Source organism: Polynucleobacter antarcticus, from assembly GCF_013307245.1.
GTDB lineage: Bacteria > Pseudomonadota > Gammaproteobacteria > Burkholderiales > Burkholderiaceae > Polynucleobacter > Polynucleobacter antarcticus.
Genome location: NZ_CP028941.1, coordinates 1645334 through 1665056, shown reverse-complemented (window position 1 = coordinate 1665056; position 19723 = coordinate 1645334). Strand labels below are relative to the sequence as shown.

At 45.3% G+C, this 19723-nt stretch carries 18 protein-coding genes and 1 other RNA gene; 12 read left to right on the top strand and 7 right to left on the bottom strand.

Features of this window, described 5'->3' with window-relative positions:
• Position 1: 1 nt before the first annotated feature.
• Complete coding sequence (locus DCO16_RS08610; protein ID WP_173943268.1) at positions 2-976, bottom strand: D-2-hydroxyacid dehydrogenase family protein; 975 nt, start codon at positions 974-976, stop codon at positions 2-4.
• A gap of 118 nt (positions 977-1094) precedes the next feature.
• Between DCO16_RS08610 and DCO16_RS08605 the strand changes: the two genes are divergently transcribed.
• The gene (locus DCO16_RS08605) at positions 1095-1397 is read left to right on the top strand and encodes an antibiotic biosynthesis monooxygenase family protein (protein ID WP_173943267.1); all 303 of its coding nucleotides are present in this window, start codon (positions 1095-1097) and stop codon (positions 1395-1397) included.
• Here DCO16_RS08605 and DCO16_RS08600 read toward each other — a convergent pair.
• On the bottom strand, positions 1394-2179 hold the full coding sequence (locus DCO16_RS08600) for a sulfurtransferase (RefSeq protein WP_173943266.1): 786 nt from the start codon (positions 2177-2179) through the stop codon (positions 1394-1396). The two genes, DCO16_RS08605 and DCO16_RS08600, sit on opposite strands and share 4 nt — an antisense overlap.
• Before the next feature lie 88 nt (positions 2180-2267).
• On the opposite strand from DCO16_RS08600, the gene DCO16_RS08595 reads away from it, so the two are divergent.
• From DCO16_RS08595 to DCO16_RS08570, 6 genes are all read left to right on the top strand, one after another.
• Positions 2268-3269: a tripartite tricarboxylate transporter substrate binding protein gene (locus tag DCO16_RS08595; protein ID WP_173943265.1), complete on the top strand. Its 1002-nt coding sequence runs from the start codon at positions 2268-2270 to the stop codon at positions 3267-3269.
• Positions 3270-3278: 9 nt separating this feature from the next.
• Positions 3279-3830, top strand: a complete 552-nt coding sequence (locus DCO16_RS08590; protein ID WP_173943264.1) for a carboxymuconolactone decarboxylase family protein — start codon at positions 3279-3281, stop codon at positions 3828-3830.
• 3 nt (positions 3831-3833) lie between these two features.
• Positions 3834-5024: a 50S ribosomal protein L11 methyltransferase gene (locus tag DCO16_RS08585; protein ID WP_173943263.1), complete on the top strand. Its 1191-nt coding sequence runs from the start codon at positions 3834-3836 to the stop codon at positions 5022-5024.
• A 159-nt stretch (positions 5025-5183) separates the two neighbouring features.
• Positions 5184-5792 carry an energy transducer TonB gene (locus DCO16_RS08580; RefSeq protein ID WP_173943262.1) on the top strand — a complete coding sequence of 203 codons (609 nt, stop codon included), beginning with the start codon at positions 5184-5186 and terminating at the stop codon, positions 5790-5792.
• A 1-nt stretch (position 5793) separates the two neighbouring features.
• Complete coding sequence (hemP, locus tag DCO16_RS08575; RefSeq protein ID WP_217426648.1) at positions 5794-5970, top strand: hemin uptake protein HemP; 177 nt, start codon at positions 5794-5796, stop codon at positions 5968-5970.
• An 83-nt stretch (positions 5971-6053) separates the two neighbouring features.
• Positions 6054-8111, top strand: coding sequence for a TonB-dependent receptor family protein (locus DCO16_RS08570; RefSeq protein ID WP_173943260.1), 2058 nt, complete (start codon positions 6054-6056; stop codon positions 8109-8111).
• A gap of 31 nt (positions 8112-8142) precedes the next feature.
• Here the strand turns inward: DCO16_RS08570 and DCO16_RS08565 are convergent, their stop codons facing one another.
• The gene (locus DCO16_RS08565) at positions 8143-8565 is read right to left on the bottom strand and encodes a VOC family protein (RefSeq protein ID WP_173943259.1); all 423 of its coding nucleotides are present in this window, start codon (positions 8563-8565) and stop codon (positions 8143-8145) included.
• 218 nt (positions 8566-8783) lie between these two features.
• Between DCO16_RS08565 and DCO16_RS08560 the strand changes: the two genes are divergently transcribed.
• Complete coding sequence (locus tag DCO16_RS08560) at positions 8784-10496, top strand: IlvD/Edd family dehydratase (RefSeq protein WP_302480361.1); 1713 nt, start codon at positions 8784-8786, stop codon at positions 10494-10496.
• A 516-nt stretch (positions 10497-11012) separates the two neighbouring features.
• Here the strand turns inward: DCO16_RS08560 and ssrA are convergent.
• From ssrA to ompA, 4 genes are all read right to left on the bottom strand, one after another.
• Positions 11013-11371: a transfer-messenger RNA gene (gene ssrA / locus DCO16_RS08555) on the bottom strand.
• 71 nt (positions 11372-11442) lie between these two features.
• A complete protein-coding gene (locus DCO16_RS08550) occupies positions 11443-12126 on the bottom strand; it encodes an HAD family hydrolase (protein ID WP_173943258.1) in 684 nt (227 codons plus the stop codon).
• The gene (gene ubiG, locus DCO16_RS08545; RefSeq protein WP_173943257.1) at positions 12123-12812 is read right to left on the bottom strand and encodes a bifunctional 2-polyprenyl-6-hydroxyphenol methylase/3-demethylubiquinol 3-O-methyltransferase UbiG; all 690 of its coding nucleotides are present in this window, start codon (positions 12810-12812) and stop codon (positions 12123-12125) included. The genes DCO16_RS08550 and ubiG overlap by 4 nt, the downstream gene beginning before the upstream one ends.
• A 97-nt stretch (positions 12813-12909) precedes the next feature.
• Positions 12910-13494 (bottom strand): outer membrane protein OmpA, encoded by a 585-nt coding sequence (gene ompA / locus DCO16_RS08540; protein WP_173943256.1) that lies wholly within the window; start codon positions 13492-13494, stop codon positions 12910-12912.
• Positions 13495-13652: 158 nt separating this feature from the next.
• Here ompA and gyrA point away from each other — a divergent pair, with 158 nt between their 5' ends.
• The 4 genes from gyrA to hisC are packed head-to-tail and all read left to right on the top strand — an operon-like array spanning position 13653 to position 19715.
• Complete coding sequence (gene gyrA, locus DCO16_RS08535; protein WP_173943255.1) at positions 13653-16367, top strand: DNA gyrase subunit A; 2715 nt, start codon at positions 13653-13655, stop codon at positions 16365-16367.
• Positions 16368-16402: 35 nt separating this feature from the next.
• Entirely contained in the window at positions 16403-17500 is a 1098-nt protein-coding gene (gene serC, locus DCO16_RS08530; RefSeq protein ID WP_173943254.1) for a 3-phosphoserine/phosphohydroxythreonine transaminase, read from the top strand.
• Positions 17500-18591: a prephenate dehydratase gene (gene pheA, locus DCO16_RS08525; protein WP_173943253.1), complete on the top strand. Its 1092-nt coding sequence runs from the start codon at positions 17500-17502 to the stop codon at positions 18589-18591. Before serC ends, pheA begins: the two co-directional genes overlap by 1 nt.
• Positions 18588-19715: a histidinol-phosphate transaminase gene (hisC, locus tag DCO16_RS08520; RefSeq protein ID WP_173943252.1), complete on the top strand. Its 1128-nt coding sequence runs from the start codon at positions 18588-18590 to the stop codon at positions 19713-19715. Before pheA ends, hisC begins: the two co-directional genes overlap by 4 nt.
• The last annotated feature ends 8 nt before the right edge of the window (positions 19716-19723 follow it).

The window sequence follows — 19723 nt, the reverse complement described above, 5'->3', positions numbered from 1 at the left end:
ATTACAGCTTAAAGGGATACGGAATAGGCCTCTGATCGAGCCAGGCCTCTAAGGTATCGGTGATACCTTGAGAAAAGGCTTTGAAAATAGGCTCTGCAATGAATCCTAAATGTGGCGTCACTAATAGGTTGGGAGTATGTCTTAATGGATCGTTTTGGGGAAGGGGCTCAATGTCAAAGACATCAACTGCTGCTTGCCCAGGAAATCCTTTTTTAAGTGCTTCACATAGCTCTGACATATTAATTAAGGCCGAGCGAGATGTATTTACCAAGATTGCATCTGATCGCATCAGCGCTAATTGCTCAGCACCCATAATTCCTTTGGTGCCAGGCCCAGCTACTAAATGCATCGTCACTACTTTAGAGGTGGATAGTAATTCATCGAGGGTGACACAGGTGGCATGTTCCACAGCTGCACGTTCTGGAGTCATATTGGGACTCCAGGTCACGATCTCCATACCAAATGCACGACCCACTTTAGCAACTTGACTACCAATGGCGCCTAAACCCATGATGCCTAAGCGTTGACCTGAAAGCATGGGTAAAACGGAAAATTCATTTCGCCATCCACCTGTTGCTACCAAAGTATTTTGTTCAGTGAGCCGCTTAGATGCTCCCAAGATCAGAGTCCAAGTAAGTTCAGCAGTGGTTTCTTTAGATGGGCCGCCTGGGGTATAGCCTATGGGTATATTTCTAGATATCAAGGCTGAAGCATTTAGTGTGCCATTTCGGGCGCCAGTAAACATGAGGAATTTGAGTTTGGGCAATCTTGCAATCATCGCCTCATTAAATGGAGATCGATCACGCACTATGGCAATCGCATCAGCATCTTTTACTGCTTCGTACAATTCTTCAGCATCCAAGGGTTCATGATGAATAGTGACATTGGCCTTTTGATCTAGCGTTTCCCATTGGGAAAACCGGCGTAAAGCGCGCTCATAGTCACCTAAAATAACAATATTCGGTAGTGGGGCCATTTTGTTTATTTTTGAGTTGGTATTGTTTAGTTGTAAAGTGATGGATCTAATTGAGACCTATCTTGTTTTGTAGACTTATTCTACTATTGGTGCCACATTTTAAAAAAAGGAAAGAATAATGATTTTGGAGCATTGCGATATTGAAATCGACCCAAGCAAGGGTGCAGAGTTTGAAGAGGCTATTTTACGTGGCGTCAATACTGTCATTGGGAAAGCAAAAGGTTTTCGGGGATTCAAGGTCAACCATAGTATTGAAAATCCAGCACGCTATTTGCTTTTAATTTATTGGGATACCTTGGAAAGCCATACGATTGATTTTCGAGGTTCAGAAGCATTTGCTGATTGGCGTGCCATCGTTGGCCCCTTTTTCGCGAAGCCCCCTTTTGTGGAGCATATGACTTTAGTGGGCAAATCTAACTAAGTCCTTACTCGGTCGCAGCTTTTAATTTTTTGTCGGATGGAATGCTCTTCAGGAATGGAGTCCAAGTTGGACTCCAAAGCTTCGCGCTCATCAAAGACAAAGCAGGTGCCCGTATAGTGTGCTGAGCCTACCTCTTCAAAATACTTGAGGATTCCACCCTCTAGTTGGTAACTGTGCTCCATACCAATCTCACGCATGTATAGACCAGATTTTTCGCAGCGAATACCTCCAGTACAAAAACTTACTATGGTTTTATCCATCAAAGCTTCTTTATGAGCAGTAATAGCCTGCGGAAACTCAGTGAATTTATTGATGTTGAAATGTAACGCATGGTTGAATGTGCCGTAATCTACTTCGAAGGCATTTCGGGTATCTAGCATGACTACAGGACGACCTAAGTCATCCGTGCCACGATCTAGCCACTCCTGTAATTTTTTAGGGCTAATGAAATTTGCACGTCCTTGTTCTGGACGAATCATGGGATGATTCATGCGAATAATTTCATTCTTGAGCTTGATTAGCATCTTCTGAAACGGCTGGGTTTCTGACCAGCTATCTTTGGTCACCAAAGCATGAAAGCGGGAATCTCGTCGTAGCCAATCTATAAAGCCGCGTAATTCAATTTCCTCGCCGGCTAAAAATAGATTTATGCCTTCGCCAGTGAGCAAAATAGTTCCCTTAATGTGGCGGCAGTGGCACTCATCCAACATCTTGGCACGTAGTTCTATTAATTCATCTAGGCTGACAAATAAATAGGCGGCAATGTTTAGAATGGGTTTCATGGCTAATCTCTTTAGGCTACGCGCTCTATTATCAAACATACTAGCCTGAGGAATGGTAATCTTAGCGTCTTAATCGGAGGAGACAGCGATGCAAACGTTCTTAAAAATAACTAAAAATGCCTTAGCCTTAGGTTTCATTTTATTGGCTGCTAGCTCAATAGTCGGCGCCCAAAGTACTGGATTAGGTACTTGGCCTACCCAAAAACCGATTCGTTTGATTGCTGTTTTCCCACCTGGCGGCTCTGTAGATCAAGTCGCTCGAATTTTGGCACCAGCTTTGCAGGCAGAACTAAAGCAAAACGTGATTGTGGAAAATATTGGTGGCGCATCTGGAGTCATTGGTACCTCGGCAATGACGCGATCTGAGCCTGATGGTTACACCTTTGCTGTGGTACTTGACACACACGGGGTTAATCCTAGTCTCAAAGATAGACTCCCGTATGACACGATTAAAGATATCGCACCAGTCACCCTCATTGGTACATCGCCGAAGGTCTTAGTAGCTAGTAAGAATTCAGGAATTACCAGCTTTAAACAGTTAACAGATCAGTCCAAGGCTCGTAAGCAATTTAGTTATGGCTCAATTGGAGTTGGTAGTTTGGGACATTTGGCAATGGCTCGCTTAGCGAAGCAGGCTGGATTTGATTGGAATCATATTCCTTATCGCGGTGGCGGCCCTTCAATGCAGGACGTATTAGGCGGCCAAGTTCAGCTTGGTATTGGCTCTGAATTCTTAGTGAAGCCTCATGTTGATAGTGGCGGCGTCATTCCTCTAGTGATCTCTACGTCCAAAAGATCGGCCGCTCTACCAAATGTTCCCACCATTGCAGAAAGTGGTTTTCCTGGTTTTAATGCACCTGCATGGTGGGCAATGTTAGCGCCAGGTAAAACTCCCCCAGCCATTGTGAATGCCATGAATCAAGCCGTTACTAAAGCTTTAAAAAGCCCCGCAGTTTCTGAGAAATTAAAGTCCCAAGGTATTGAAATTATTGCTGGAAATCCAGAGTTAGCAACGGATTTTATTGGTAAGCAAATCGGCATTTGGGGTAAGTTTGTGATTGAAAATAATATTAAAGAAGTGAGCCAATAGAAAGCTAGTATGTCTGAACGTCTCATCCCCTATCAACCTATGGATTTAGCTGAGCCAGCTGCATTAGTGGCCGCCATTCGTCAGCGGCGCGGCGGCCAGTTCATTAATCTGGATCGAATGCTGTTACATAGCACTCCAATCGCCGAGGGCTGGAATCACTTTATTGGAGAGATTCGTAATAATCTTTCGCTAGATCCTAAGCTGCGAGAATTAGCTATGTGTGGGGTAGCGGTTCTGAATGGTGCTGAGTATGAGTTCTTTCATCATGCTCCTCCCTTTATTAAGGCAGGTGGTACCGAGGAGCAGGTCCAGGCCTTGAGATTGATTGGCCAAGCTAGTTTTCCAGCGACACTATTTACTTCAGTAGAGCAAGATGCTGTTGAGCTGACCTTACAGATGACGCGTCATATTAAAGTCGATGGTGATGTGATGAAGCGGCTACAGGCTGCTTTAGGTAACACGATTACCGTAGAGCTGGTCAGTGTCGTGGCTGCTTACAACATGGTGTCACGTTTTTTGATTGCACTGGACATCAACCCTGAGGAACATCCTCCTGAATAAGCCATGAATCATCATGCTTCTATTCATTGGGAGGAGAGTGATCAGGCATGTTCAGCACAATGGCATTCTGAAAATGGCATAGCCCCCCATAAAAAAGTAGTAGTAGGGGATGACACCATGACTGCTGATGATGCTTATCATCTGGCATGTGGTGGTACAGCAATATTATGGAAGGGCGATTTTCAAAATGCTCGGCAGTTATTGCAAGCGTTGGTCAGACGAGTCGATAAGCCTTCTAAGAAATCAAAACGAGCAGACAAGAGGGTTGCTGGAACAGTAACTTCCCCTGAAAAAACATCCGCTGATTTTTTTAACTTACATCGCCTCTCCCAATCTCAACGTGCTCGTATCCTAGGCATGTTGTTGATTCAGTGCAATGCTGATAACACGATTTCTTTACGACGAGCTCCCGATGTTGCCAAAGCCTGCCTAGAGGCATATGGCCCTGCCTCTGAATCTTATGTCATCTCATTACGTGAACTCTTAGGTGTCATCAGTGCGCATGAATGGCGTAAGCATGGCGTGCCTGTGTTGGCTGATGCAGATGGTGAAGCGGTATGTGTTCATCCTCACTATGGCGTCTTTTCTCCCATCCGCGGTGAATATATTGAACTTGTTTGTAATGCGCCTTTGCCAGCGGCTTTAAATGCAGAATCCATTGCATTTGATATTGGTACCGGCACTGCAGTATTGTCGATTATCTTGGCCATGCGGGGGGTACAGCGCATTATGGCTACCGATCAAGATGAGCGTGCATTAGCATGTGCTAAAGAAAATATTGATCGTCTAGCGCTCAGCTCAACCGTAGAAGTGCTGAAAGCCAATTTATTTCCTGATGGTCGGGCAGCATTAATTGTATGTAACCCACCCTGGTTACCGGCTAGACCTAGCTCTCGTCTCGAGCACGCAATTTACGACCAAGATAGTCAAATGCTCAAAGGATTTTTAAATAGTCTGAAAGCTCATCTATTGCCTGGCGGTGAGGGATGGCTTATTTTGTCTGATCTCGCAGAGCATCTTGGACTAAGAACGCAAGAGTCCTTACAAGAATGGATCAAACAAGCAGGGTTGATGGTTTTGGATCGAACAGATATTAAGCCAAGACATAAAAAAGTATTTGATGAGAATGACATGCTTCATGCCGCTAGATCTGCTGAAGTGACATCCTTATGGCGTTTAAGAGCCCAGCCTTAACTCCCCCATTTATTATATAAAGTTTCAGTAAGCTTTTTTAAATCCCTGCGCTAACACCCTCATGCAAAAAAGGGTTGTTAATGCACGCAACATTCCTTAAAATTAGATGAGAATCATTCTTATTTGATGTAAGTGCAGTGTTGTAGCGAGGGGTAAAATTTGCTAAACAGTTTGAAATCAACGGTAGATAAAGAAACTTGGGCGATCTTGATCGTCAGTACATTACATCTAGGTATTTTGTTCGGACTTGCACAGATGCAGGGGTTTCCATCTTATGCTCAGTCAGCAGACGCCATCACCATAAATTTAACAAACAGTTATCTTGTGGCAGATTATGCGCAGGCGCGCATACAGAACTACTCAAAATTTAAGCCAAAGATAGCTGAACAAAAGATAAGCGATAAAAACACAGAAGTTGTTAACGAAGTTCATCCTGCCGGCGCACATAGCTCTGAATCAGGTTCTAGAGAATCTACACTATCTTTGAGCCCATCTTTTGCAAGTAGAAATCTATTGGACAATCCAAGACCTCCATATCCTCTAAAAAGCAGACGTATGGGAGAGCAAGGTATGGTGAAGCTTAAGCTTTGTATTAATACCCATGGCTTAGTTGCGAATATTGCCTTAGTAAATAGCTCTGGTTATGAGCACTTAGATCAGTCTGCCCTCGATACTGTGAAAACATGGAGATTTTCTGCGCTGAATGCATCGGCACCCCACGCGGATGATTGCTACCGTATACCTATCCACTTTAAGCTGGAGGGTTAAGGTGAATATTCATACTGAAGCAGTAAATCAAAAGCTTTGCCCTTCTCAAGCACATTGGGGAAAAGTGATTACTAGTGAGGTTCTATTAGGCGGCAATCTATCGATCATCATTCTTCATGATGGTCATCAGTATCGATTGAGTATTACCAAGTTAAAAAAGCTCATTTTGACAAAATAGTTCGACGTTCGTTTTTAGCCAGCAAATGTATTTTGATATGCAAATAGCCAGCGATTTTTTATTAATATCACTGGAGATTGCAAATGAAGCTACAAAAATTAGCCTGGGCCCCAGGTGTTGCATTGGTATGCGGATGTACTTTTACTTTAGGGGTGTGTGCTAAAGAAGTTGATTTACCGAGAATCGATATTGTTGGGCGAGAAGATAATGCGCGCTCCAAAATTCCTGGGACGATTGATGTGATCAATCAAAGGCAATTAGAAATATTGCAGCCTTTATCGTTACAGGATGCTTTAAAGACAGTGCCTGGAGTGCATGTTCGTGGCGATGAGGGAGCTCTTGGCGCCATTCCAAATATTGGTATTCGGGGTTTAAATCCTAGTCGCAGCCAGAAAGTCCTGATGTTAGAGGATGGCGCGCCAATACAGCCGAGTTTATTCATTTCAAATGCCTCGTATTACAGTCCTCCAGTTGATCGCATAAGTGGAATTGAGGTCTTAAAAGGAGCATCTGGTTTGCAGTATGGCCCGTCTAATATTGGCGGGGTAGTGAACTATCTTACAAAAACACCAGAACAAGGGTTTAAGGTTTCAGCTAAAGCAGGGAACTATGGTTATCGGTTGGCATATATAGAGGCAGGCGGAAAATCAGAATCGAATGGGGCTATTGCAGGTCTCAATATTATTAAGTCAGATTCTGATAGTTACCAGGGCAATGGATACAAGATGTATGACATTCTATTTAAGGGCGGTGTGAGTGTTGATCGCGACCATTGGCTGAGTCTTAAATATACCCACTATGACAACAATATCAATACTTCTTATGTGGGGTTAAGACCTAATCAATACAGTAATAAAATATCAGCTAATCCAGCACCAAACGATAGCTTTATTACTCAAAGGAATGCAGTAGATTTGAACCATTCCTGGGATATGAGTCCAGATGCAAAGCTTAATACATTGGTGTACTGGAGTAAGTTGGGGCGAGATTTTTGGCGCCAGAGTGTGAAATCTCGTTCTGCTGATGGGACTGTTTTTAAGCCATGTGATGGTAGCTCCGATTGTCTGTTTGGTAACAACCGCGAATTTCAAATGCTCGGGATTGATTCTCGGATGATGCATACGCATAAAGCCTTTGGTATTAAAAATGAGATTGAGTTAGGGGTTCGCTTGCATACCGAGACACAAACCAATCAAATGAAGGCATCAACGAGTTTGGCTAAATCGGGTAGGCTCGCTAGCCATGAAGAAAACAAAGCCAATTCCGTAGCAGCGTTTGCGCAAAACCGCTTTTTAATTACAAAAGATTTTGCAGTCATACCTGGCGTGCGAGTAGAGAGTTATAACCAGACTCGTTACAATGTTTTTATAACTAAGTCTGGTAGTACGAAGAACTTTGAAACTATTCCACAGCTTGGCGCTACTTGGCAAGTCTTGCCAGAAATTCAGCTTTACTCAAGTATTTATAAAGGGTTTGCTCCTGCGCAGCTAGCTACCGCAATTAATGAAAAGGGCGTTGATCAGCAGCTCGATCCTGAGCGCTCTACCAATCTTGAGCTCGGCTTAAGAGGGAAAAATGCAGGCTTTACCTACGATGCTGCAGTGTTCAGCATGAACTTTAGTAATCAAATCGTAAATCAAAGTCTTGCTGCCGGAATTTCTAAGGCGAATGGTGGAAAAAGTTTACATCAGGGTATGGAGTTAGCTCTTGGCTATGAGCTTGGTGCCGGATGGCGTGTGAATGGTAATGCGACCTATATTCCTGTTGCTCGATACGTTGGAAGCTCCTCTATTGGCGCAGATGGCAATCGCCTTCCTTACACACCCAAGCTCACTTCTAATGTAGGAGTGAACTATCAGAAAGGAGGGTTTAATTCTTTGCTTAGTGCGAACTATATTTCTGCGCAATTTCCAGACTCAGCCAATACGATAGCTCCTAATGCGGTTGGCACATTAGGTGAGATACCTGCAGTCGTTACTGTCAATTGGAGTGCAAATTATGCAATCAATAAAAGCTGGAAGGCGTTTGGGGTAGTGAATAATCTGTTTAATAAGCGCTATATCTACAGCAGAAGCCCTGACGGCATCTTTGCTGGTGCACCTTTAAACTTTCAGGCAGGGATGAGTTACCAGTTCTACTAAGATAGTTTTCATGGGGCCCAAGGGCCCCAACTCATTTAGCAAATAATTGACTCGGATCTTCGAATGCCTTGAACTCTAAGGCATTGCCAGCAGGATCAAGGAAGAACATCGTTGCCTGCTCGCCCACTTGGCCCTTAAAGCGAATTTGCGGCTCAATAATGAATTTCATGCCAGTATCTTGCAAGCGCTTTGCAAGAGCATCCCAATCGGGCTTGGTCAATACCACTCCAAAATGTTTGACGGGAACATCATGACCATCGACTTGATTCGAGCTGGTGTGCCCACATTCCTCCGGAGCAAGATGGGCTACCAATTGATGGCCAAAGAAATCAAAATCAATCCATTCATCCGAGCTGCGTCCTTCAGCACACCCCATCGTCACGCCATAAAACTGGCGAGCAGCCGCTAAGTCATTTACGGGAAAGGCAAGATGGAAGGGTTGTATGATAGTCATGATCATCCTCGGCGATTATTATTGTAGGTAGTAATTTGACATAAATGCTGCCATTTGTAAACTTTAGTATAGTGTTATTACAGTATATTTTTATCAACACCAATAGGATTTACACCTTAAGTCCAGGCAGGGAAGCAGTCAGATTAATCCGGCGCTTTTTTAATACAAAGAATATTTTATGACTAGCAATTCTGATAAAGAAAAAAAGACAGCCTGCTGTGGGTGGCTTACGTAAAGGCTTAACCAGCTATGGAGATCAAAGCTTCTCTTTATTTATGCGTAAGGCATTTATTAAAGGGGCTGGTTATACCAATAGTGCGTTAGATCGTCCAGTTGTAGGCATCATCAATACTGGCAGTGCATATAACCCCTGTCACGGAAATATGCCTCAATTGATTGAAGCGGTGAAGCGCGGTGTCATGTTGGCAGGTGGGTTGCCGATGGATTTTCCAACGATTTCTATTCATGAGAGTTTTGCTGCTCCAACCAGTATGTATTTGCGTAACTTGATGTCGATGGACACTGAGGAAATGATTCGTGCACAACCGATGGATGTTGTTGTCATGATTGGTGGATGCGATAAAACAGTTCCTGCGCAGATGATGGGTGCCGCGTCCGCTGGCTTACCAGCCATTCAGTTAATTACTGGTTCAATGCTGACTGGCTCTCATCGTAGTGAGCGTATAGGCGCCTGTACAGATTGCCGTCGCTACTGGGGAAAATTCCGTGCAGGTGAAATTGATGAAGCAGAAAAAGATGAAGTGAATGACCAGTTAGTCGCCAGCGTTGGTACTTGTTCAGTCATGGGTACTGCAAGCACGATGGCATGTATTTCTGAAGCATTAGGTATGACGGTTACTGGAGGTGCAACGCCACCGGCTGTCACTGCGGATCGTATTCGGGTGGCAGAAGAGACGGGTACTCGCGCTGTCCAAATGGCTAAAGATGGCTTGACCATTGATAAAATACTGACGGCGGATGCTTTTGAAAACGCGATGCGGGTTTTATTGGCGATTGGTGGTTCGACGAATGCTATCGTTCACCTAGCAGCCATTGCAGGGCGTATGGGTTTAGAAATTGATTTAGACGCCTTGGATCGCATGGGTGATGAAACCCCAGTATTAGTCGATTTAAAGCCGTCTGGTGACCACTATATGGAAAACTTCCATGATGCTGGCGGCATGACCACCTTATTGCGCGAACTCAAGCCTTTATTAAAACTCAATACGCTGACAGTAACTGGTCGCACCTTGGGTGAAGAGATTGACGCTGCCCCGCCAAGCTTCAAACAAGATGTGGTTCGTAAGTTAGATAACCCTATTTATCCTCGCGGCAGTATCGCAGTCTTGCATGGCAACTTAGCACCTGGTGGCGCCATTATCAAACAATCTGCTGCTAATGAAAAATTGATGGAGCATGAAGGGCGTGCGGTTGTCTTTGAAAATGCGACAGATCTCGCTAGTCGCATCGACAGTCCTGATTTAGATGTGACTGCCGACGATATCTTAGTGTTAAAAAATATTGGCCCCAAAGGTGCTCCTGGTATGCCAGAGGCTGGATACATCCCCATTCCAATGAAGCTAGCACGTGCAGGTGTGAAAGACATTGTGCGTATTTCTGATGGGCGAATGAGTGGTACCGCTTTTGGGACGATCGTATTACACGTCACACCAGAGGCTGGAGTAGGTGGACCTTTAGCACACGTGAAGAATGGCGATCGTATTCGTCTGAGTGTAAAAAATCGTGAAATTAGCTTGCTCATATCTGATGCAGAATTAGCACAACGCGCAAAAGACAATCCTATTACTCCGCCTACTGCAGAGCGTGGTTATCTCAAATTATTTTTAGATACTGTCACTCAAGCCGATCAAGGTGTGGACTTTGATTTCTTAAGAGCTGAAAAAATGGTCGGTAAAACGCCGAATCGTTAACGCAATACCTGAAGAAATAATTTAATTAACTATTTAAGTAAAACGGGTATTTAACTAAAGCGACCTTAAAAGGGAGATAATTTTACAAAGACAGTTCGAGAGCGAGTGAGAACACGAACTAGCTGCCTAGAAATAGGTCCTGCAAGCCAGCAGGGGTAACAGAGCCTCGCAGCGAGATCCTAATAAGATCTCAAGGAAAGGGCCTCAGGGCCCTTTTCCTTTTGTTAAAAATTCAAGCATTGTTCTGCACTTAAAAAATGATCCTGACCGTTTGCAAAACCTAGCGCTCGGTTTTTCAAGGGATATGCTCTCTTCATACCTGCCCCTTAGGTTGAAGGAGCCATCATCTCTAAAAGCTTTTGGTCTGAAAATCCCAGGACAGGTCACCCCCAATGATACCCCCAGGGATTTGAGATACAGCAGGATTTGGAAAGACCACAACGGACGTACGGGCCTTTATCTATAAAGAAAAACGCCACCCTGTTGGGTGGCGTTAGACTGTTACGTACTACAAAATGGTGGAGTCGGCGGGAATCGAACCCGCGTCCGCAAATCCTCTACAACAAGTTCTACATACTTAGTCATATCATTTAATTTAGCTAGCTAGTCACAGACTGACATGTTCCACGCTGGCGATTCACTAAGTTTTCGAACCATTCCCCGTGACATGAAATGATCTTATCTCTTGTAAATGACCCTGATCTAGCTTGCGCTAGCTGACCCAAGAGAGAATCAGTTCAGGGGCAACCGCAATTAAGCGGCTAGTGCGAAACGTTCGTCGTTTGCAGTTATTACATTCCCATTGATTTACGAGATAACGGGTCCTCGGTATGCCCTTGATGCTTTGTAACCCACGTCGAAACCATGTCGACCCCAGAGCTCATGCATTGGAATGTCTATTTTAAGGCTTTAAAGCGTAATGTGTCAGATATCTTTTAATCCGTCTTTATTCCCTACTGGGAAAGATGATTTGAAGTAACTCTTTAGGATGGCGTACAAGATAGTCCGCACCCCAATCTTCAGGAGGCTCTTCGCAGCCACAATAACCATAGGCGGCAGTAATGGTTTGCATGCCAGCTGCTTTACCTGCAACGATATCTCGAATGTCATCGCCGATATACAAGGCCTTGGTCGGGTCGACATTAGCGATTTTGGCGGCATGCAGAATAGGTGCTGGATGGGGTTTAGAGTGCGGCGTCGTGTCTCCCGATACGGTTGAAGCGGCTCGTTGGCGCAGACCCATCTGATCGGTAAGAGGATGGGTAAAGCGCTCACTTTTATTGGTGACAATGCCCCAGGGAAGTTTGGCGCTATCTAATTGATCTAGTAAGTGGTCAACGCCCTCAAATAGCTTGCTATGAACAAGTAGGGCGCTTTCATAGTGAGCTAAAAATTCATCTCGCAGGGTAATAAAGTCTGGATGATCGGGAGTAATTCCAAATGCCCCATGAATTAAGCCGCGGGCCCCAGCAGAGGAGCGAGGTCTTAAGACCTCATAAGGCATTGGACTTAAATTGCGCGCCAGAAGCAATTGATTCGCGGCCGCGACTAGGTCTGGAGCGGTGTCCGCGAGTGTTCCATCTAGGTCAAAGAAGACCCCACTGTAAGGGCTTACTAACCCAATACTCATTTACGAACAACAATCATGTAGTTCACGTCTACATCAGCACCTAATTTATAGACTTGGGTGAGGGGGTTGTAGGTCATTCCTTTGATGCCCATCATCTCTAAGCCAGCATCCCGCGTGAAAGCGACCAATTCTGATGGTTTGATAAATTTAGCGTATTCGTGGGTTCCTTTGGGTAGCAACCTAAGGATGTATTCAGCCCCAATAATCGCAAATAAGTAAGACTTAGGGTTGCGGTTCAAAGTGCTAAAAAAGAGGGTGCCACCAGGCTTACAGAGCTTTGCACAGGCACGAACTACGGAGGCAGGATCTGGTACATGCTCTAGCATTTCCATGCAAGTGACGACGTCATACTGACCAGCTTGCTCTTCAGCCAATGCTTCAGCAGAGATCGAGCGATATTCCAGCTTTGCTCCTACCTCTAAGGCATGCAATTGGGCGACTTTCAGTGCTTTATCGGATAAATCAATGCCGCAGGTATCGGCTCCAGATTGTGCAATTGATTCGGCCAGAATGCCGCCGCCGCACCCTACGTCCAGGACTTTCTTGCCGGAGAGGTCAACATAGGACTTAATCCAATCTAGGCGCAAGGGATTGATAGCGTGTAAGGGCTTGAATTCACTATTGGGATCCCACCAGCGGTGGGCTAGGGCGCTAAATTTAGCAATTTCAGACTGATCGACGTTCATGGATGTTGGGCTAGAAGTAATGAAGTATGAATGAACTACGAATATAGCGGAAATAAAAAAACCCGCTCGAGGCGGGCTTTTTTACAAGTAAAAAGAATTACTTAACGGCAGTTGTACCAACTACTTCGATATCAGTACGACGATTCTTAGCACGGCCTTCAGCAGTTGCATTACTTGCTACTGGATTGCTCTTACCCTTTGATTCTGTGTAAATACGGGTACCTTCAACGCCTTTACTTACCAAGTAAGCTTTAACGGACTGAGCACGACGCTGGCCAAGAGCCATGTTGTAAGCATCAGAACCAACACTATCAGTGTTACCAACAGCGATAACCACTTCTAACTTGATCTTGCCTAAGTCTCTAGCAATTTTGTCCAAAGTCGCTTTACCTTCTGGCTTCAATGTCGCCTTGTCAAAGTCATACAGTGTGTCAGCTTGTAAAGTGATCTTGCTTTGGGTTACTGCAGATTTTGCTGGAGCAGCAGCTTTCTTAGGAGCTAACCAACCATCACAGTTGGCAGAAGCAGTTGCAGGAGTCCAAGCAGCGTCACGCCAGCACAATGTGCCGTCGCCGTTTTTCCAGTTTAAGCCAGTGCTGTTGACCCAGTTATCAGAAGCAATTGCTGCAGAAGCAGAAACGGTAATAACAGAAGCTAACAACATTTTTAGGGTTTTGTTCATTTTTGGTCCTCAAAAATCTTTTTTAATTAAAGTCAAACTTAAATGTAATTCGCCCTACTTTGAAGCAAATAACTGCAAAGCGACACATCTCAATTTCTTACAAACTGACAGAATATTAGCATAGGGGCATGCAGTCATCAAAATGATATTATTTATAAATGGAACAAGCCGCTAAAGAAACACTACCAATCTCCCTAGAAGACGAAATGCGACGGTCCTATTTGGACTACGCGATGAGCGTCATTGTCGGCAGAGCCCTGCCAGACGTGCGTGACGGCCTCAAACCCGTCCATCGCCGGGTCTTATTTGCAATGTATGAATTAAACAACGATTGGAACCGGGCTTACAAAAAATCTGCCCGTATAGTTGGCGATGTCATCGGTAAATACCACCCACATGGTGATTCTGCGGTCTATGACACCATCGTGCGCATGGCTCAGGACTTCTCTCTGCGCTATATGTTAGTTGACGGACAGGGTAATTTTGGCTCCGTAGATGGCGATAATGCTGCTGCAATGCGATATACCGAGATCCGGCTTCGTAAGATCGCTCATGATCTTTTGGCTGATTTAGACAAAGAAACCGTCGATTTTGGGCCAAATTACGATGGTAGCGAGAAAGAACCCCTGATTCTTCCTGCAAAAGTGCCTAATTTGCTGATTAATGGCAGTTCAGGGATTGCGGTCGGTATGGCAACCAATATCCCGCCGCACAATCTTGATGAGGTGGTTACCGCCTGCTTACATGTGCTCCACAACCCGGAATGCACGATTGATGAGCTGATTGAGATTGTCCCAGCGCCAGATTTTCCGACTGCCGGCATCATTTACGGTGTTCAGGGTGTGCGTGAGGGGTATCGAACAGGTCGTGGACGTGTTGTGATGCGCGCCAAGACCCACTTTGAAGATTTAGACAAGGGAGCTCGTCAATCCATCATTGTTGATGAACTGCCTTATCAAGTGAATAAGAAAACGCTGCTCGAGCGGATTGCTGAGTTAGTCAACGAGAAAAAAATTGAGGGCATCTCTGATTTACGTGATGAGTCTGATAAATCAGGCATGCGCGTAGTGATCGAACTTAAGCGCGGTGAAGTGCCTGAAGTAGTTCTTAATAATTTATATAAGAGTACGCAACTTCAAGATAACTTCGGTATGAATATGGTGGCCTTGGTTGATAACCAGCCACGCCTATTGAACCTGAAGCAGATGCTGGAGTATTTCTTGCAGCATCGTCGCGAAGTTGTTACACGCCGCACTATTTTTGAATTACGCAAAGCACGCGAGCGTGGCCATGTTTTAGAAGGTCTTGCTGTTGCGCTGGCAAATATTGATGAATTTATTGCCACCATTAAAGGTGCGGCGAATCCAGTTATTGCTAAGCAAGAGTTAATGAGTAAGGCTTGGGATTCTTCGATGGTGCGAGAGATGTTGGCTCGTGCAGAAACTGACACACCCGGTGGACGCAATGCCTATCGCCCAGAAGGTTTATTGCCCGAGTACGGTATGCAGACTTCAGGTTTGTATCGCCTCTCTGATAGTCAGGCGCAAGAAATTTTGCAGATGCGTTTACAACGTTTGACTGGTCTTGAGCAAGACAAGATTGTGAACGAATACAAAGAAGTGATGTCCGAGATTTCGGACTTGCTTGACTTGCTTGCTAAGCCAGAGCGCGTTACGCAAGTGATTGAAGCCGAGTTGAAGGAAGTGCAAGCTGAGTTTGGGATTGCTGGCGGTGATTCTGGTCGTCGCTCTTTCATTGAAATGAACGCAACCGAATTGTTCACAGAAGATTTGATTACTCCGCAGGATATGGTCGTCACACTCTCGAATACTGGTTACATGAAGAGTCAGCCTTTAAGTGAGTACCGTGCGCAGAAGCGTGGTGGTCGCGGTAAGCAGGCCACAGCTACAAAAAATGAAGACTGGATTGAAACTCTTTTCGTTGCCAATACCCATGACATCATTCTTTGCTTCTCGGACCGTGGACGGATGTATTGGCTCAAAGTATGGGAAGTGCCACAAGGTAGTCGTATCTCACGCGGTAAGCCTATTGTGAATATGTTCCCTTTAATAGAGGGCGAAAAGATCACGGTGATTCTCCCGATTAAGGGATATCAAGATGATCAGTACGTCTTTATGGCAACCAGTTTGGGTACCGTGAAGAAAACGCGTTTGTCGGATTTTTCAAATCCTCGTAAAGCTGGAATCATTGCGGTGGACTTAAATGAGAATGACTTCTTAGTAGGTGCAGCAATCACAGATGGTCAGCATGATGTGATGCTGTTCTCTGATGCCGGTAAAGCAGTCCGCTTTGACGAGAACGATGTCCGTCCAATGGGTCGTACAGCACGCGGTGTTCGCGGCATGAACTTGGGCGAAGGCCATCAAGTCATTGCTATGTTAGTTGCTCCTGCAGAAGCAGCTGAGGGTGCGGAAGCTGCAGTCGTTGATGCCAGTGGTATTGCTATTCCAAGCAGCGTCTTAACGGCCACCGAAAATGGTTTTGGTAAGCGCACCCCAATTGGTGAATACACCCGTCATGGTCGTGGCACTAAAGGCATGATTGCGATTCAGACTACGGAACGTAATGGCAAAGTAGTCGCTGCAGCATTGGTATCTCCTGAAGATCAAATTATGTTGATCACCACTGGTGGCATCTTAGTGCGTACTCGTGTTTCAGAGATTCGTGAAATGGGTCGTGCTACCCAAGGTGTTACTTTGATTAACGTGGACGAAGGTACGCGTTTATCAGGCCTACAGCGTATTGCTGAAAGTGACTCAGATGACGACAACGATATCGATGATGGAGAAGAGGGTGATGTTGCCGCCGATCCAGCAGTCGACTCTAATTCGGATGAAGCAGGTAACAGGTAATGCCAAATTGGCATTTCTTGAATAGCTGAGCCACCATGACGTTTGACCGCCGCATTTTCAATTTCGCTGCGGGGCCAGCTACTGTTCCTGAAGAGGTGCTAAAGCAGGCTGCTGCAGAGATGTTGAATTGGCAGGGCTTGGGTGCTAGTGTCATGGAGATTAGTCATCGTGGCAAAGAGTTTATGGCCCTCTACGAGGAGACCTTAAGAGACCTGCGTACCTTGATGAGCATTCCTGAGACTCATGAAATCTTATTATTACAGGGTGGTGGGATTGGGCAAAATGCTGCCATTCCTATGAACTTAATGCCGCTTGGTAAAAATGGCCCCAAGGCAGATTTTTTAGTGACCGGTATTTGGTCTGAAAAATCATTTAAAGAAGCTCAAAAATATGGTGTGGCGCATCAAGCCGCATCGTCTGCTGCTGAAAAATTTAATACGATTCCCGCCCGCTCAAGTTGGCAACTCTCCGATGATGCGGCATATGTGCATTACTGCGCTAATGAAACGATTGGTGGCGTAGAGTTTCCAGATATTCCGGATGTGGATGGTAAGCTTTTAGTGGCAGATATCTCGAGCAACATTCTTACAAAAGAAATGGATATTTCTCAATGCGGCGTCTGGTTTGGTGGTGCTCAGAAAAATATTGGGCCATCAGGAGTCACTATTGTGATTGTGCGCAAGGATTTAATGGGGCACAGTATGAAGATCACGCCATCAATTTGGGATTGGTCTTTGCAGGCTGCTACTCAGTCGATGCACAACACGCCCCCAACCTTTGCAATTTATATGGCTGGCCTCGGCTTTAAGTGGTTGCTTAAGCAAGGTGGCGTAAAAGCCATTGCGCAACGCAATCAAGAAAAAGCAAACTTACTTTATGATTTTTTAGATCAGAGTAGTTTGTATGAAAATCGTGTCACTAAAGCCTATCGCTCTAGAATGAATGTCACCTTCTTTTTGAAGGATGAAAACTTCAATGCGGAGTTTTTGGCGCAGTCTCATGCTGCAGGCTTGGTCGCTTTGCGTGGTCATAAGGCAGCAGGTGGCATGCGTGCTAGCATCTACAACGCTATGCCTCTGGCTGGTGTGCAAGTATTAATTGAATTTATGCGTGACTTTGAAAGGCGTGCTTAATGAACTCAAAAGTGGGTACTGAAGAACAGCGCCTTGGGCCAATTCGCGACCAGATCGATGCCTTGGACGTTCAAATTTTGGCTTTACTCACTCAGCGCGCTCAAGCTGCCCAAGAGGTAGGTCATATCAAAGGTGGATTCTCCTCACCAGTTTTTAGGCCCGAGCGCGAACGTCAAGTGGTCGCTAGATTGCAAGATATTAATCAGGGCCCTTTACTGTCCGATGGGATTGCGGCGATTTGGCGCGAGGTAATGTCAGCTTGCCGTGCCTTAGAGGCTCGTCAAACTATTGCTTATCTTGGACCAATCGGTACATTTTCTGAGCAAGCAGCACAAACTTACTTTGGACATTCGATTTTGGGACTTCATTGCAATAGCCTGGATGAAGTCTTTAAGGCGGTTGAGAAGGGGGCTGCTCAGTTCGGCGTAGTGCCGGTTGAGAACTCGAGTGAAGGCGCTATTTCCAGAACCTTAGATTTACTCTTGGATTCTTCAATGCGCATCAGTGGCGAGGTGGTATTGCCCATTCATCATCATCTTCTGACGAAAACTGGAAAAATCGATGGTGTAACTACGGTTTGCGCTCATGCCCAAGCTTTAGCGCAATGCCAGCAATGGTTGAGTCAGCATGCTCCTCATTTAAAACGTCAGGCAGTCAGTAGCAATGCTGAAGCTGCGAGAATGGCAGCAAGTGATTCGAGTGTGGCAGCAATAGCCGGTGACCCTGCACAGCTTGCCTATGAATTGCAGCAAGTAGCAACCCAAGTACAAGATGATCCTCACAACCGGACACGTTTTGTTGTAATTGGTAACTACGCATGTCAAGCTACTGGCCAAGATCAAACTTCTTTAGTGTTGTCGGTCGACAATCAGCCGGGCGCTGTGTATCGTTTATTAGAGCCCCTGGCTAAGCATGGCGTCTCCATGAACCGTTTTGAATCTCGCCCAGCCCGCAAGGGTACTTGGGAATATCACTTTTATATTGATGTAGCTGGTCATGCAGAAGATGTCAAAGTGGCTAAAGCATTGGAAGAATTAAAAACGATAGCTGCGTTCTATAAAAATCTTGGCTCATACCCCCACTCAGCATGACATCTAAACTCGGTTTAAAGCACATTCAAGCGATTGCGCCATACGTAGGCGGGCGCCCTATCAGTGAGGTAGCGCGTGAGTATGGCTTGGATGAAAGCAAAATAGTCAAGTTGGCTTCAAATGAGAATCCTTTAGGCATGCCCAAGTCAGCGCAAGAGGCAATGTTGAAGGCAGCCAGTGATTTAGGGCGCTATCCAGATTCCAATGGTTTTGAACTCAAGAAAGTATTGTCTGAACGCTTAGGGGTTCCTGCGGATTGGATTACTCTGGGCAATGGCAGTAATGATATTTTGGAGCTGGCTGCTCGTGCAGTAGCGCAGTCGGGTGATGAGATCATTTTTTCTCGCCATGCATTTGCCGTCTATCCTTTGGCAACTCAAGCAGTGGGTGCTAAAGCCATTGAGGTGGCCCCAACGGATATGTTTGGCCATGACTTGCCCGCTATCCTTGCCGCGGTGAAAGCTTCAGGGGATAAAGCCAAACTTGTTTTTGTTGCCAATCCTAACAATCCTACGGGTAGTTATTTAAAGCCCGATGATATTGAAGCTTTTTTAAGTGCTGTGCCATCGCATGTAGTCGTGGTGTTAGATGAGGCTTACAACGAGTACCTAGCGCCAGAGCAGCGTTACGATGCTGTAGCTTGGGTGAAACGTTTTCCTAATATGATTTTGTCGCGGAGCTTTTCAAAGGCATATGGTTTAGCAGGTTTGAGAATTGGCTACGGTGTGGCACAGCCCGCCTTAACGGATTTACTCAATCGCATACGTCAACCTTTTAATGTGAATAGTCTTGCTCAAGCTGCTGCAATTGCAGCCTTTCAGGATGATGCCTTTTTGCAGCAGGGTTATGAAGTCAATCATGCTGGTTACTTGCAACTCACTACGGTATTTGATGATCTCGGTTTACCTTATTTACCTTCAGCTGGAAATTTTGTATTGGTAAAAGTGGGGGGTGATGATGATGCTGGTGCTCGCATGAATTTAGCTTTACTCAAACGCGGCATCATTGTTCGTCCAGTTGGAAATTACGGACTACCTCAGTGGCTAAGAATTTCTATCGGCTTGGCCCAAGAGAATGCGGCTTTCATTAACGCATTGCGCGATATTCTGTCCACACAAAAATAAGTTCATGA

What these genes read in the sequence shown, in the direction of transcription:
- DCO16_RS08610 (WP_173943268.1), bottom strand. Translation starts at nt 976, where the DNA reads ATGGCCCCACTACCGAATATTGTTATTTTAGGTGACTATGAGCGCGCT.
- DCO16_RS08605 (WP_173943267.1), top strand. Translation starts at nt 1,095, where the DNA reads ATGATTTTGGAGCATTGCGATATTGAAATCGACCCAAGCAAGGGTGCA.
- DCO16_RS08600 (WP_173943266.1), bottom strand. Translation starts at nt 2,179, where the DNA reads ATGAAACCCATTCTAAACATTGCCGCCTATTTATTTGTCAGCCTAGAT.
- DCO16_RS08595 (WP_173943265.1), top strand. Translation starts at nt 2,268, where the DNA reads ATGCAAACGTTCTTAAAAATAACTAAAAATGCCTTAGCCTTAGGTTTC.
- DCO16_RS08590 (WP_173943264.1), top strand. Translation starts at nt 3,279, where the DNA reads ATGTCTGAACGTCTCATCCCCTATCAACCTATGGATTTAGCTGAGCCA.
- DCO16_RS08585 (WP_173943263.1), top strand. Translation starts at nt 3,834, where the DNA reads ATGAATCATCATGCTTCTATTCATTGGGAGGAGAGTGATCAGGCATGT.
- DCO16_RS08570 (WP_173943260.1), top strand. Translation starts at nt 6,054, where the DNA reads ATGAAGCTACAAAAATTAGCCTGGGCCCCAGGTGTTGCATTGGTATGC.
- DCO16_RS08565 (WP_173943259.1), bottom strand. Translation starts at nt 8,565, where the DNA reads ATGACTATCATACAACCCTTCCATCTTGCCTTTCCCGTAAATGACTTA.
- DCO16_RS08550 (WP_173943258.1), bottom strand. Translation starts at nt 12,126, where the DNA reads ATGAGTATTGGGTTAGTAAGCCCTTACAGTGGGGTCTTCTTTGACCTA.
- ubiG (WP_173943257.1), bottom strand. Translation starts at nt 12,812, where the DNA reads ATGAACGTCGATCAGTCTGAAATTGCTAAATTTAGCGCCCTAGCCCAC.
- ompA (WP_173943256.1), bottom strand. Translation starts at nt 13,494, where the DNA reads ATGAACAAAACCCTAAAAATGTTGTTAGCTTCTGTTATTACCGTTTCT.
- gyrA (WP_173943255.1), top strand. Translation starts at nt 13,653, where the DNA reads ATGGAACAAGCCGCTAAAGAAACACTACCAATCTCCCTAGAAGACGAA.
- serC (WP_173943254.1), top strand. Translation starts at nt 16,403, where the DNA reads ATGACGTTTGACCGCCGCATTTTCAATTTCGCTGCGGGGCCAGCTACT.
- pheA (WP_173943253.1), top strand. Translation starts at nt 17,500, where the DNA reads ATGAACTCAAAAGTGGGTACTGAAGAACAGCGCCTTGGGCCAATTCGC.
- hisC (WP_173943252.1), top strand. Translation starts at nt 18,588, where the DNA reads ATGACATCTAAACTCGGTTTAAAGCACATTCAAGCGATTGCGCCATAC.